The sequence below is a fragment of the Arthrobacter woluwensis genome (assembly GCF_030816155.1).
Lineage (GTDB): Bacteria > Actinomycetota > Actinomycetes > Actinomycetales > Micrococcaceae > Arthrobacter_E > Arthrobacter_E woluwensis_A.
This window is the reverse complement of sequence record NZ_JAUSXR010000001.1, coordinates 933,744-946,862: the sequence shown is the minus strand read 5'-3', so window position 1 is coordinate 946,862 and position 13,119 is coordinate 933,744. Positions and strand designations below refer to the sequence as shown.

The following is a 13,119-nucleotide window of genomic DNA, read 5'->3' as shown; positions in this document are numbered from 1 at the left end:
GTCTTTCCCGGCTCACTAGAGCCTTTCCGGGCAAAGAAAAACCCCGGGTCAGCGGCCGTTTCAGGCCGCCCACCCGGGGCGCAAGCTCCTCCTGCTGGACTTGAACCAGCAACCCTTCGATTAACAGTCGAATGCTCTGCCAATTGAGCTAAGGAGGATCGAAGCGAGTAAGACATTACCAGAGCCCGGGCCCGAACATGAAATCGAGCCCCGCACCCGCCCGGGGACGCTCAGGCGGTCTGGCGCAGCGACCGCCGCTCCATCTCCAAGGAGAGCAGCTGCCGGTTCAGACCCTGGACCATGGCGGGATCGGCGTCGGCGCCCATGCGCTGCAGCTGACCCAGCAGATCCGCCTTCTGGCGCGTGATGTCCAGCTCGAATAGGCGGGCCAGAATGTCCCGGCACGCCCGCATCAGGGCATCCTCATCGGGCGCCGGGATCATCGCGACCGCGAGCTCCGAGACCAGGCCCCTCAGCGGCTCCGGAACCTCTTCGCGGACCGTCTCCACCCAGGTCACGGGGTCGGATCCGCGCGCGGTGCCCACCGCGCGGATCGCCGTGTGGACGGCCTGGTACGCGGGCACCACGAAGTGGGCCTGGGAGAACATCTGCCAGTGACGCTCGTCGAGGACCTGGGGCTGCTGCAAGGCGACCTCCAGCGACTGCCGTTCCATGGCCGCCGCCGGATCGCGCGGATCCGGGCGACCGTACAGCGGCGCGCTGTCCGCCGGTTCCTGCACGGCCGCTCCCCCCTGATCGCCCGACGACGACGACGGCGCCGCCGCGGCCCGGCGCGCGGCCGTCTGCACCGCCCGGGACACCTCCTCCATGGACATGCCCAGCCAACCGGCCAGTTCGCGGGTGTAGGCGGGACGCAACGACCCGTCGCGGATCCGGGCCACGATCGGCGCGGCCTCCCGCAGGGCCTGGACCCGGCCCTCCACGGTGTTCAGATTGTGCTTCTTCAGGCCCACCCGGATGGCGAACTCGAACAGCGGCCTGCGGCTGTCGATGAGATCCTTCACGGCCTGGTCGCCCCGGTGCTGCCGGAGTTCACAGGGGTCCGCGCCGGACGGCTCGACCGCCACGTAGGTCTGCGCCACGAAACGCTGATCCTCTTCGAAGGCGCGCAGGGCCGCCTTCTGGCCCGCGGCGTCGCCGTCGAAGGTGAAGACCACCTCGCCACCGGTACCGTCGTCCGAGAGGAGCCGGCGCACGATCTTGATGTGGTCCCCACCGAAGGCCGTGCCACAGGTCGCGACAGCGGTGGTGACGCCCGCGAGGTGACAGGCCATGACGTCCGTGTAGCCCTCGACCACGACGAGCTGCCGGCCGCGCACGATGTCCCGCTTGGCCTTGTCGATCCCGTACAGGACCTGGGATTTCTTGTAGAGCGGGGTCTCCGGGGTGTTGAGGTACTTCGGACCCTTGTCGTCCTCGAAAAGTTTGCGCGCGCCGAAGCCGATCACGTCGCCCGTGATGTCCCGGATGGGCCAGATCAGCCGTCCCCGGAAACGGTCATACAGCCGGCCGGACCCTTCACGCCCCGTGGAGAACATGCCGGTCTGCACCAGTTCCTCATCGCGGAAGCCCTTGGTGCGCAGGTGGCCGAGCAGTCCGTCCCAGCCCTGCGGGGCGAACCCCACGCCGAAGGACTCGGCGGCGGCGCGGTCGAAACCACGTTCGGCCAGGAAGCGGCGGCCTTCGATGGCGCCGGGTGTCAGGAGCTGGGCGGCGAAGAATTCCGCGGCGATCTTGTGGGCGTCCAGGAGCTTCTGGCGCTTGCCCACGTCCTCGCGGCGCGGTCCGGTGCCGCCATCCTCGTAGCGGAGCTCGATGCCGACCTTGGCCGCGAGCTTCTCCACCGTCTCGCTGAAGGAGAGGTGGTCCATCTTCTGCACGAAGGAGATGACGTCGCCGCTCTCACCGCATCCGAAGCAGTGGTACGTGCCCACTTGCGGGCGGACGTGGAAGCTGGGGCTGCGCTCGTCATGGAAAGGACAGAGTCCCTTGAACGAGCCGATGCCCGCGCTGCGGAGGGTGACGTACCCGTCCACCACCTCTTTGATGTCGGTGCGCTGGCGGACCGCCTCGATGTCTTCCCGCTTGATCAGTCCAGCCACGGTTCCATCCTAGTCCGGCTGGCAAGCCGGGACGGCCGCGGTGGGTGGTGCGGCACTGGGACGGAGACCGGCGGGATCACCAGAGCGACGGCAGGCTGCCCACGAGGCGTTCGTGAAGGCTCAGCGCCGATCCGTCGGTCAGCGACGCGACCTGGTCGATGACGACCCGGAAGCGGGCGTCATCGCTGTCCGCGGCACGCCAGTCGGCGGCGAACATGGGTTCCAGGTGCTTGTCCCCCGTGGCGGTCAGCGCGCTCACGAGAGCCCGCAGCACCTCCTGCTGCCGCTCGTAGATCGGCTGACGGTGGTCCGTGGTCATGACGAACGTGGTGGCCAGGCCCTTCATGACGGCGATCTCCATGACCGTCTCCTCCGGCACCATCAGCTGTCCGTTGTACCGGGTCAGAGGGTCCGGGCCGTAGACCGAGCGGGTGGCCTCCAGCGCGCTCTGGCAGAACCGGCCGATCAGCTGGCTGGTCATGTTCTTCAGGGCGGCCATGGACTTCCGGCTGCCGTCGGCCTCCCGCACCCAGACGGCGGTCTTCTCGAGGCGGCTCAGCGCCTCATCGACTTCGGCCGGATCGGCATGGGGCAGGTACCACTGCCGGGTGTAGCCCACCACGCGGGCGCGGTGATCCGGATTGTCCATCCAGCGCAGCTGGAAGTGGCCCGCCACCACGGCGTCCTCCACATCGTGCACCGAGTAGGAGATGTCGTCGGCCAGGTCCATGACCTGGGCCTCGATGCAGGTCTGACCGGCCGGGGCGTTGTCCCGGACCCAGTCGAAGATCGGGAGATCGTCCTCGTAGGCGCCGAACTTGCTCGTGCGGCGGCCGTGGATCACGGGGGCGTCGGCGGCCTGCCACGGGTACTTGCAGGAGGCGTCCAGGCTGGCGCGGGTGAGGTTCAGTCCGGCGGGTGTGCCGTCCGGGGCGACGACCTTCGGCTCGAGGCGGGTGAGCAGCCGCAAGGTCTGGGCGTTGCCCTCGAAGCCTCCGATGTCATGGGCGATATCATTCAGGGCGGACTCGCCGTTGTGACCGAACGGCGGATGCCCCAGATCATGCGAGAGGCAGGCGGTGTCCACGACATCCGGATCGCAGCCGAGGGCCCGCCCGAGTTCGCGGCCCACCTGGGCCACCTCGAGACTGTGGGTCAGCCGCGTGCGGACGAAGTCATCGGTGTCCGGGGCGACCACCTGGGTCTTGGCCCCGAGCCGGCGGAGCGCGGAGGAATGGAGCACCCGGGCCCGGTCCCGTTCGAAATCGGAGCGGTAGGTGTTCTTGGCCGGCTCAGCGACCCAGCGTTCGGAAGCGTGGGCCGGGTACTGTGCGTCACTCACGCCCTCAGTCTAGTCAGAGCACCGCCCTCTCCCCCTGCCCATGACGCCGAGACCCACGGATTTTCCGCCGACTTCACCTCAGGGCAGAACCGGCCCGCTGAACCGCCCGGGGGCACTCAGGTCCGGGCGAGCGTTCCGATGTCCTCCAGGAACGCCTCGCGGACCTCCTCGCTGACCGTCGCCCGGGTGTCGGCGATCGTCTCCAGGTAGTCGCGCGTGGTCGGGCCGCGCCGGCCGGCTCCGGTGCCGGAAGCACCGCCCGAGGCAGCACCGGAGGCAGCACCGTCCGCAGCCGCGGGAGCCGAGCCACCGGCGTCGTACACCGCCTTCTCCAGAGCCCGCTGGGAGGCGCTGCGGGCCGCGAACTCGATGTCCGCCGGCGAGAACCCCTCGCTGCGGTCCACGAGAGCCTGGATGTCGATGTCCGCCAGCACGCTCGCGGGGATGAACCGCTGCCACATGGCGGTCCGCGCCTCCTCGTCCGGGAGGCCGATCGGGATCACATAGTCGAAGCGCCCGTGCCGGAGAAAGGCGGAGTCGAGGGACCGGATGAAGTTCGTGGCGCACACCAGGAGACGGCCGGGCTGATCGCGGAATGCCGGAATGATCTTGAGCAGTTCATTCGTCACCCCCTGCAGAGGCGACGGCGGTTCGCCGGAGCGCTGGGCCGCGATCTCCTCCACCTCATCGATGAACACCACCGCATGCTCCAGCTCCGCGATCTCCAGGAACGTCTCGCGCAGGGCGCCGGCCAGGCCCGCAGGATCGGCCGCGAGACGGGACGGGAAGACTTCCACGAACGGCCATTCCAGGCGAGAGGCGATCGCCTTGGCGAAGGTCGTCTTGCCGGTCCCGGGAGGGCCGAAGAGCACGACGGCGCGCGGCGGCACTACGCCGAACTCCTCCGCCAGCTCGCCTTCCGCCAGGGGCAGCACGAGCCGCCGTTCCAGCAGCTGCTTCTCCCGGGTCATGCCCGCGACCTTCTCCCACAGATCGCGCGGCAGAATGCGGCCGCCGAGCTGCTCCAGCGCCCCGAGCTCGGCCCGCTGGATGGGGATCCGCCGCTCGTAGTACCGCAGATCCGCCTTGACCTGGAAGCCGCGGTTCAGGAACGCCTCCACCCGGGTCTCCTGGGTGGGCATGAGCGCGGACAGCTTGTTCAGGCCGAGGGACGCCATGCGCTGCTCGACGCCGGCGAGCAGCGAGGTGCCGATGCCCTGCCCGTGCCAGGACTGGAGCGTGGCCAGGAAGACGATCCAGCCCTGGTCATGCGCCGCGCGTCCGACGGCGGCCCCCACCACCGTGTCGCCGTGCACCGCGACCACGGCATGGTCCTTCTCGCAGGACGCGAGCACTTCGGCCAGATCGTAGACGGAGTCCACGCCGGACGCCTTGAGGGATTCCCAGAGGTGCAGGATCCCCTCCACATCCGAGGCGTGGAAATCGCGGATCTTCCAGGTGGTCATGACATCAGCTCCTTCGCCGGCCTCTTCGCCAGGGTGCCGACATCATGCCACGGGCCGCACCGGCGCGGCCAGGGTCGTTCGGCTAGAGCAACCAACCGTTCTCCGCGGCGATCCGTGCCGCATCACCGCGGGTCCGCCCGCCCGTCTTCGCCATGGCCGCCGAGAGGTGATTGCGCACGGTGCCCTCCGAGAGGAATACCTCGCGCGCGATGTCGGCGACCGTGCCGCCCCGCGCGGACACCCGGAGCACCTCGACCTCCCGCGTGGTGAGCGGGGACTCCCCCGCCACGAGCGACTCGGCCGCCAGGGACGGGTCGATGACCCGCAGCCCGGCGTGCACCTTGCGGACCGCATCCGCGAGCTGTCGCGCCGGGGTGTCCTTGACCACGAACCCGGCGGCTCCGGCCTGCAGCGCGCGCCGCACATAACCGGGCCGGCCGAACGTCGTCACCATGAGCACCCGGCACTGCGGCGACTCCCGGCGCAGCCGCTCCGCCGTCGCCAGTCCGTCCAGCCCCGGCATCTGCACATCCAGGAGCGCGACGTCGGCCCGCTCCTCGCGCACGGAGGCGAGCGCCGCTTCGCCGTCCCCCGCCTCAGCGACCACCTCGATGTCCGGTTCCAGTCCCAGCAAGGCGGCGAGCGCGCCCCGCACGAGGGCCTGGTCGTCCGCGATCACGAGGCGGATCACTCCGTCCTGCGCCATGGGCTACATCACCACTTTCAGGCGGAAGCCGCCCAGATCCGAGGGTCCCGTGCTCAGGGTCCCACCCGCTTGCCTGACCCGTTCGGCCAGGCCGTCCAAGCCGGTCCCCTGTCCACTCCAGTGCGGAACGGCAGGGTCTCCGGGGCCGCCGGAGGAGGCACGGCCGCCTCCGGAGGCGCCCGCGGGGACGGCGAGCGCGGGGCGCCAGACGCCGTCGTCGTCCACCTGCACGCCGTCCGCGGTGAGGGTGATACGGCAGTGGGCCGCGCGGGAATGCCGGACCACGTTCGTGACCCCTTCCCGCACCACCCAGCCGAAGAGTTCCCGGTGCGCAGCGGGAACCTCGTCCACGGAGCCGGGCAGCTCGGCCTCGATCCCTGCGGAGGCGAGGGCGCCTCGGGCCTGGGCCAGCTCCGCGACGACGTTCACGCCGCGATACCCGGCCACCGTGGCCCGCACATCAGCGAGCGCTCCGCGGGCCAGGTCCTCGATGTCCGCCAGTTCCCGGGCGGCGCGGGCAGGGTCGGCTTCCAGCAGACGGCCCGCGAGTTCGGCCTTCACGGCGACCACGGTCAGGGAGTGTCCCAGGATGTCGTGCATGTCCCGCGCCATCCGGTCCCGTTCGGCAGCGACGGCCGCGACGGCCAGGTCTTTCCGGGTGGCTTCGAGCTGCTGCCGGAGCTGGATCTGCCGGGCGAAGGCCATCATCATGAACCCGAGGGACATCACCAGGGAACCCTGGAGGAATCCGGCTTCGGGCTGGCCACTCAGCATCTGGATCAGGAGCGATGCCACGGCGAGGGCTCCGATCATCAGGAACCTCGGGCGTGCCCGCAGCGGCATCATGGCGATCGCGCAGGCCAGGAAGGTCCACGTCCACAGGGCGGCCGTCCCGAGCGACAGCACCACGAGCAGATTGCTGAGCACCAGGGCGGAGATCACCAGCACCACCGCACGGTCGCTGTCCCGGCCTTCCGGACGGCACCACACATAGGGCGGGCCGAACGCGTAGCAGGCGAAGAACACGAGGGTCAGCGCCGTGGCCAGGACCTTGTGCCCCGGGTCCGTGGCCTCATCCGCCCACACCGTGGCATACGTGGGCCAGGTCCACAGCAGCAGCGAGAACCCCGCGCCGATGAGCCAGCTCCGGGGCCCGGCCCCGGACCGCCAGCTGACCCATCGGCCGGGGGTCTCCCGCGTCTCTTCCATGAGAACCAATCTAGAGCTCAGACGCGCTTGGTGTCTTTGCGGAAGGCCAGCGCGGCCCCGGTCACGAACACGGCGAGCCACACCCCGGCGTTCAGCACCCAGAGCCAGTCCCAGTCCTGGGTCAGGGGGCTGCGCGCGATCTGCCCGATCCCGTAGGCCGGGGTCCACTTGGCGATCTCCACGAAGGTATCCCCCATGATCTGCACGGGCATGAACAGTCCGCCCAGCATGGCGAGGATCGCCAGGACCGGGCCGAGGATCTGCATGACGTTCTGGCTCGGCATCAGGTACCCGACCATGAGGCCCAGCGCGGCGAAGACCAGCGACCCCAGCCAGGCGGCCAGGCCGGCCACCACCATGGTCGCCGCGTCCGAATGCACCCCGAAGATCGCGCCCACGGTGAACTGGGCCACGACCGCGATGAAGCTCATGACGAGGGCCGACACCGCTTTGACGGCGATGTACGCCCCCGGCTGCAGAGGCGTCAGCCGCAGCTGCCGGGACCAGCCCTGGGCGCGTTCCACCGCGACCTGGGCCCCGGACCCCGTGGCCGAGGTCATCGCGGCGTAGACGGTGAGGCTGATGAGGATGTACTCCCCATAGCTGTGCTGGCCGCCCGGCAGCATCTGGTTCTTGTTGGCGAGGCCGAAGACCGCGAAGAACACGGCCGGAACCACGAGCGTGAAGATCAGGGTCCGGCGGTTGCGCAGGATCCGTTTGATCTCGATCCAGAGGAAGGTGGGGTTGATCCCTCCGTTCGCGGGCCTGCGGTCGGTCAGGTTGATGGCGGCCCGCTCGTCCGGGGCGGTGCCGGTGGTGGCGCTCATGCCCGGGCCTCGTTTCCGGTGAGGGCCGATTCGACGGCGGGTTCGGCGTCGTCACCGGTGAGGGCCACGAAGGCGTCCTCCAGGTTGTTGGCGCTGACCTCGACGTCATGCGCGTCGGTCTCGGTGAGGAGGAAGCGGAGCACCGCGTCCGAGTCCTGGGAGCGGAGGGTGACCCGGGCGCCGTCGTACTCCACGGAGTCCACCTCGGGGAGCCTGGCCAGCCGGGGGTCCTCGTGGCTCAGCGCGGCGCGGATGGTGCGGCCGGCGGCGAGGTTCTTGATCTCGGCGGCGGTGCCGTCCGCCACCACCCGGCCCTGGCGGACCAGGACGATCCGGTCAGCGTAGGCGTCGGCCTCGTCCAGGTAGTGGGTGGCGAACACGACCGTGCGGCCTCGCTGCGCGTCCTGGCGGATGGCGTGCCAGAAGTCGCGCCGTCCGGCCACGTCCATGCCGGTGGTGGGTTCGTCCAGGATCATGAGTCCGGGGTCCGAGACCAGGGCCATCGCGAAGCGGAGGCGCTGCTGCTGGCCTCCCGAGCACTTCTCCACCCGGCGGTCGCCCAGGTTCTCGATCCCGGCGCGTTCCAGGACCTCCGTCACCGGCCGCGGCGAGTCGAACATGGCCGCCGTGAGCTGCACGGTCTCCTTGACCGTGATGTCCCTCAGCAGGCCGCCCGTCTGCATCACGGCGGCCACCTGGCCCCGGGCGATCGCCTGACGCGGCGTGCCGCCGTACACCTTCACGCTGCCCTTGGTCGGCTCGGAGAGCCCCAGGATCATGTCGATGGTGGTGGTCTTGCCGGCGCCGTTCGGGCCCAGGAAGGCCACCACCTCGCCGGGCTTGACCTGGAGGTCCAGGCCACGGACGGCCTGGACCGTCCCGAAACTCTTGTGGAGGCCCTGGGCGTCCACGGCCAGTAGCTGGCTCATCATGTCCTCGCGTTCCCCGTCTGCCGGATGGATGCGGAAGAGCGTGCGCTCTCCCTCGCTCTCCATTCGACCTCGGCGCGGGTGCGAGGACCTCCGCCGTGCGTCACGTCCCGGGCATGACATCTGTCATGGCCGGGACGACGCCGGCGGGGGCGGCGGGGCGGGGCGCCCCGGCCTCAGCCGCCTCAGCCGCCTGAGACGTCCAGTTCGGCCGCCTTGATGGTGGCGCGCTGCTCCTCGTTCAGGCTGCGGCTCTCGAGCCAGCGGTCCGGGAGCGCGGTCTTCTTCGGGGTCCCGGCGCGGCCGCGGGGACCTTCGGCGTCGACGCCCGGGTACGGGGACTCCATGTCCAGCTGGTCGAGCAGGCCGCGCAGGGTCGCCAGATCCGGCACGGCGGCCAGCTGGGCGCGCAGGTCCCCGCCCACGACGTAGCCCTTGAAGTACCAGGCCATGTGCTTCCGGATGTCCCGCAGGGCCTTGCCCTCGTCGCCGAAGGTGTCGATCATGAGCTCGGCGTGCCGGTACACCGCGTCCGCCACCTCGCGCAGACCCGGGCGGATGCGGTCCTCCCGGCCGTCGAACGCGGCTTGCAGATCACCGAAGAGCCACGGACGGCCCTGGCAGCCACGGCCCACCACCACGCCGTCGACGCCGGTCTGGCGCACCATGCGCTCGGCGTCCTCCGCACTCCAGATGTCGCCGTTGCCCAGCACGGGGATGTCCGGCAGGGCCTCACGCAGACGCGCGATCGAATCCCAGTCGGCCTTGCCGGAGTAGAACTGGCTCGCCGTGCGGCCGTGCAGCGCGACGGCGGCCACCCCGGCATCGCGGGCGATGCGACCGGCCTCGAGGTAGGTCAGATGGTCCTCGTCGATGCCCTTGCGCATCTTGATGGTCAGCGGGATGTCTCCCTTGGACGCCTCACGCACGGCGGTCTGGACGATCGCCGTGAACAGGTCGATCTTCCAGGGCAGCGCCGAACCGCCACCACGGCGGGTGACCTTCGGGACGGGGCAGCCGAAGTTCAGGTCGATGTGGTCGGCCCGGTCCTCCTCCACCAGCAGGCGGACGGCGGCGCCCACCGTGACAGGGTCCACGCCGTACAGCTGGACGGAGCGGACCTCCTCATCGTCATCGTGCTCGATGATCCGCAGCGATTCCGGGGACCGCTCCACAAGTGCCCGGGAGGTGACCATCTCCGCGACATAGAGACCCCCGCCGAACTCGCGGCAGAGGCGGCGGAAGGCCTTGTTGGTGATGCCGGCCATGGGCGCGAGCACCACGGGGGTGTCCACGGTGATGTCGCCGAGCTTCAGGGGCGGCAGCTCGATTCTGGTGGGAAGTGCTTCAAGGGTCACCCCTCCATTGTCCCGCAACGGCGCAAATCGCGCGCGCCGCGCCCACCTCAGAGGCCGGCGGACAGCCTGCGGTAGGCCTCGACCGCGAGCGACGACGCCGGGTGGCCGGGCCCGCCGTCGCCGTCCCCGGGGGTGGGGGTCACGTCCGCCGCCCAGGCTTCCAGCCCCACCCGGACGGCCGCGGTGGCCGCGGTGGCGTGGAGCCTCAGGTGCAGGCTGTTCGCGGGACCGAAACGATCCGCCATGACCGTCAGGAGTTCGCGCTCCGAACGGGCGTTCACCACGGCCCACACTCCGGCCAGGTCCGCATCCTCCTCCGCGGCGATCAGGAGATTGCGCATGAGCTCCATCCCGTCGGCGGTCTCCCGGTCCTGAGGCGTGAGCGCATGACGGATCGCCGCCGTCACGGCCTCCTTGCCGTCCGAACCCGCGGGCACGGCGCGCAGCGCGTCCTGCCAGCGTTCGGCGCCGATCTCCAGGAGCGGCGCGATGGCCTCCTCCTTGGTGCGGAAGTAACGGTAGAAGGTGCGCAGGGAGATGGCGGCGCGCGCGGCGATCTCCTCGGCCGTGGTGGCCACGACCCCCTGCGCGGTGAAGAGCTCGGCCGCGGCGGCGGCGAGTTCCCTCCGGGTCTGGGCGCGGCGGCGCTCCCTCAGGCTGGGCTGTTCTGTTTCCACCCCGTGATCGTAACCCAGCAACCCAAATGACGGCACCTCATGCCATCTTGGCGCGATGTGCCATGAAGCGTATGCTGACAGTATGGCCCGGCCGGATCGCCAGGCCGCCAGGGGCGACCGGAGTCATGCTTCGGCACCCGGAACGAAAGGAACATCATGCTTCGCTATACAGACCGCCGCGCCCTCGTCACGGGTGGCGGTTCCGGAATCGGACAGGCCACCGTGCTGCGCATGCTCTCCGAAGGCGGCACCGTCGTCGCCGCCGATGTGAGCGAGGCCGGTCTGGCCGACACCGTGGCCAAGGCCGGCGACGCCGCCCCGCGCCTGAAGACCGTGGTCATGAACATCGCCGACGAGGCGTCCGTCACTGCCGGCGTCGCCGAAGCCGTGTCCTTCCTGGGCGGCCTGGACGCCCTGGTCAATGCGGCCGGGATCCTGCGCTCGTCCCACACGGAACAGACGACACTCGAGTCCTTCGAACAGGTCATCCGTGTCAACCTGGTCGGCACGTTCCTGGTGATCCGGGAGTCGCTCCCCGCACTCAAGGAGGGCACGAGTGCGTCCGTGGTGAACTTCAGCTCCACCTCCGCGGCTTTCGCGCATCCCTACATGGCGGCGTACGCGGCCAGCAAGGGCGGCATCCAGTCCATGACCCACGCCCTCGCCGCAGAATTCGCCTCGGCGGGCATCCGCTTCACCGCGGTCCAGCCCGGCTCGATCTCCTCCGGCATGACCGACGGCAGCGGCCAGAGCCGTCAGAGTGTGGGCCCCGGCCTGCCCGAGGACGCGGACATGCGCCTGTTCCTGAAGCTCTCCCCCGCGCTGAGCCAGGGTTTCGCAGGTCCCGAGACCGTGGCCGGAGTGGTCGCGATGCTCGCGAGCGAGGACGGCGCCTTCATCACGGGCACCGAGATCCGCATCGACGGCGGCACGCACTTCTGAGGCCTGCTTCTCGACGTTGTGTGCTCAGTAGTTGCGGGTGTTCACCGAAACCACCCGCAACAACTGAGCACGCAACGGGGCAGAGCAGCGCGCTCAGCCGGCGACGAGACCTAGCCTTCCAGGGCGCGGCGTTCGCGGCGCGTGAGGGGCTGTTCGGCGTCGACGGCATGGCGGTGCAGATTGGTCGCCTTGACCACGAGCACCGCCACGAGCGTCGTCAGCGGAATGGCGAGGACCAGGCCGATCGAGCCGATCAGGGTCCTCACGACCTCTTCGGCCAGTTCGGCGCTGGTCAGGGTGTCCAGGAACGGCCGTTCGTAGAGCATCACGATGATCAGGACCGGCAGCGCGGCGCCCGCGTAGGCGAAGGCGATCGTGTAGACGGTGGACGCGATGTGGTCACGGCCGATCCGCATGGCCGAGGCGAACAGCTTGGGCGCCGAGGTGCCGGGAGAGAATTCGTAGAGCTCCCAGACGGCGGACGCCTGGGTGATGGTCACATCGTTGAGCGCGCCGAGACTGGCCACGATCAGTCCGCACAGGATCACGCTGGAGATCGAAATGGTCCCGCTCGTGTTGACCAGGGTGGACGCCTCGTGGCTGCCGATGCCCAGGAGTTTGGCGGCGTCGGTCGCCCACAGGGCGAGGCCGGCAGTGACGAGCAGTCCGAAGACCGTGCCGAGGAGCGCCGTGGAGGTCCTGGCCGAGAACCCGTGCGCGAAGTACAGCACCGCGATCAGGATGGCCGTCGACGCCGTGAGCGCCAGCGGCATGGCCGGCTTGCCGTCCACGAGGCCCGGCAGCAGGAAGAACGCCAGCACCAGATACGCCACGCCCAGCCCGAGCAGGGCGCGGAATCCCCGCCAGCGCGCCACGAGGATCACCACGGCCGCATAGAGCACGGCGAGGATCGCGATGGGCGCGGAGCGGACGAAGTCCACGAACACATACGCCGGCGCATGCCCGGCCGAGGCCCCCTGCACCTGCGAGAGGTTCAGGTACCGGATCCCGTCACCGGGGTGGACGGAATCCGACGCGGACACCTCCGGGTTGAACACCACCTGGACCGGCGAACCACCGGCGTCCGGCTGCGTCACCGCCCAGAAGCAGGAGGTCAGACGGCTGGCGCCGGGCGTGGAGCCGCTCTGGCCGGAGCCCTGCGAGGTGCCCTGGGACGGGCCCTGCGAAGGACTCTGACCTGAGCCGCCCTGTCCTGAATCCTGCTGCGCGTCCGGGGAATTCCCGGAGCAGGACGCCTTGGTGACGCTCATGACCTTGCCGGTGTCGAAACTGACGCCGGGCGCCGTGGAATACGGCGAGCTCAGACGCAGGTCCTCATGCTTGCCCGAGGGCCACAGGAGCACCATGCCCAGCACCGTGAGCAGGGCGACCGGCACCAGGATGGCGGCCAGGATCCACCCGGCCCGACGCCGTGCCGCCGCTGCTTCCGCGGACGGCGGCGCGCCGTCGTCGTGCGAGTGGCCCCCGCCGTGTGAATGTCCGGCACCCATGGGTCCGCTCCGCTCCTGTCGGTTCCGCC

11 protein-coding genes and 1 tRNA gene are annotated in these 13,119 nt (G+C 70.0%); 1 reads left to right on the top strand and 11 read right to left on the bottom strand.

Features of this window, described 5'->3' with window-relative positions; all coding sequences use genetic code 11:
• Window positions 1-85: 85 nt before the first annotated feature.
• From QFZ52_RS04155 to QFZ52_RS04110, 10 genes are all read right to left on the bottom strand, one after another.
• Window positions 86-158: transfer RNA gene (locus QFZ52_RS04155), tRNA-Asn, on the bottom strand.
• A gap of 72 nt (window positions 159-230) precedes the next feature.
• Complete coding sequence (dnaG, locus tag QFZ52_RS04150) at window positions 231-2,123, bottom strand: DNA primase (protein WP_307496377.1); 1,893 nt, start codon at window positions 2,121-2,123, stop codon at window positions 231-233.
• A gap of 76 nt (window positions 2,124-2,199) precedes the next feature.
• Window positions 2,200-3,465: a deoxyguanosinetriphosphate triphosphohydrolase gene (locus QFZ52_RS04145; protein WP_307496376.1), complete on the bottom strand. Its 1,266-nt coding sequence runs from the start codon at window positions 3,463-3,465 to the stop codon at window positions 2,200-2,202.
• A gap of 116 nt (window positions 3,466-3,581) precedes the next feature.
• Window positions 3,582-4,931 (bottom strand): ATP-binding protein, encoded by a 1,350-nt coding sequence (locus tag QFZ52_RS04140; RefSeq protein WP_307496375.1) that lies wholly within the window; start codon window positions 4,929-4,931, stop codon window positions 3,582-3,584.
• Between the two features lie 82 nt (window positions 4,932-5,013).
• A complete protein-coding gene (locus QFZ52_RS04135; RefSeq protein WP_307496374.1) occupies window positions 5,014-5,637 on the bottom strand; it encodes a response regulator transcription factor in 624 nt (207 codons plus the stop codon).
• A gap of 3 nt (window positions 5,638-5,640) precedes the next feature.
• The gene (locus QFZ52_RS04130) at window positions 5,641-6,846 is read right to left on the bottom strand and encodes a sensor histidine kinase (protein ID WP_307496373.1); all 1,206 of its coding nucleotides are present in this window, start codon (window positions 6,844-6,846) and stop codon (window positions 5,641-5,643) included.
• Window positions 6,847-6,863: 17 nt separating this feature from the next.
• The gene (locus QFZ52_RS04125) at window positions 6,864-7,673 is read right to left on the bottom strand and encodes an ABC transporter permease (RefSeq protein WP_307496372.1); all 810 of its coding nucleotides are present in this window, start codon (window positions 7,671-7,673) and stop codon (window positions 6,864-6,866) included.
• Window positions 7,670-8,605, bottom strand: a complete 936-nt coding sequence (locus tag QFZ52_RS04120) for an ABC transporter ATP-binding protein (protein ID WP_307498648.1) — start codon at window positions 8,603-8,605, stop codon at window positions 7,670-7,672. The genes QFZ52_RS04125 and QFZ52_RS04120 overlap by 4 nt, the downstream gene beginning before the upstream one ends.
• A 182-nt stretch (window positions 8,606-8,787) precedes the next feature.
• On the bottom strand, window positions 8,788-9,960 hold the full coding sequence (gene dusB / locus QFZ52_RS04115) for a tRNA dihydrouridine synthase DusB (protein ID WP_307496371.1): 1,173 nt from the start codon (window positions 9,958-9,960) through the stop codon (window positions 8,788-8,790).
• A gap of 47 nt (window positions 9,961-10,007) precedes the next feature.
• Window positions 10,008-10,637 carry a TetR family transcriptional regulator gene (locus tag QFZ52_RS04110; RefSeq protein ID WP_307496370.1) on the bottom strand — a complete coding sequence of 210 codons (630 nt, stop codon included), beginning with the start codon at window positions 10,635-10,637 and terminating at the stop codon, window positions 10,008-10,010.
• A gap of 156 nt (window positions 10,638-10,793) precedes the next feature.
• On the opposite strand from QFZ52_RS04110, the gene QFZ52_RS04105 reads away from it, so the two are divergent.
• Window positions 10,794-11,579 (top strand): SDR family NAD(P)-dependent oxidoreductase, encoded by a 786-nt coding sequence (locus tag QFZ52_RS04105; RefSeq protein ID WP_307496369.1) that lies wholly within the window; start codon window positions 10,794-10,796, stop codon window positions 11,577-11,579.
• A gap of 110 nt (window positions 11,580-11,689) precedes the next feature.
• On the opposite strand, the gene QFZ52_RS04100 is transcribed toward QFZ52_RS04105, so the two are convergent.
• Complete coding sequence (locus tag QFZ52_RS04100; protein WP_307496368.1) at window positions 11,690-13,090, bottom strand: YibE/F family protein; 1,401 nt, start codon at window positions 13,088-13,090, stop codon at window positions 11,690-11,692.
• Window positions 13,091-13,119 lie beyond the last annotated feature (29 nt).

Excerpts from the sequence above, each read along its gene's own strand:
- QFZ52_RS04140 (WP_307496375.1), bottom strand. The coding sequence starts at position 4,931 with ATGACCACCTGGAAGATCCGCGATTTCCACGCCTCGGATGTGGAGGGG.
- QFZ52_RS04135 (WP_307496374.1), bottom strand. The coding sequence starts at position 5,637 with ATGGCGCAGGACGGAGTGATCCGCCTCGTGATCGCGGACGACCAGGCC.
- QFZ52_RS04130 (WP_307496373.1), bottom strand. The coding sequence starts at position 6,846 with ATGGAAGAGACGCGGGAGACCCCCGGCCGATGGGTCAGCTGGCGGTCC.
- QFZ52_RS04125 (WP_307496372.1), bottom strand. The coding sequence starts at position 7,673 with ATGAGCGCCACCACCGGCACCGCCCCGGACGAGCGGGCCGCCATCAAC.
- QFZ52_RS04120 (WP_307498648.1), bottom strand. The coding sequence starts at position 8,605 with ATGATGAGCCAGCTACTGGCCGTGGACGCCCAGGGCCTCCACAAGAGT.
- QFZ52_RS04105 (WP_307496369.1), top strand. The coding sequence starts at position 10,794 with ATGCTTCGCTATACAGACCGCCGCGCCCTCGTCACGGGTGGCGGTTCC.
- QFZ52_RS04100 (WP_307496368.1), bottom strand. The coding sequence starts at position 13,090 with ATGGGTGCCGGACATTCACACGGCGGGGGCCACTCGCACGACGACGGC.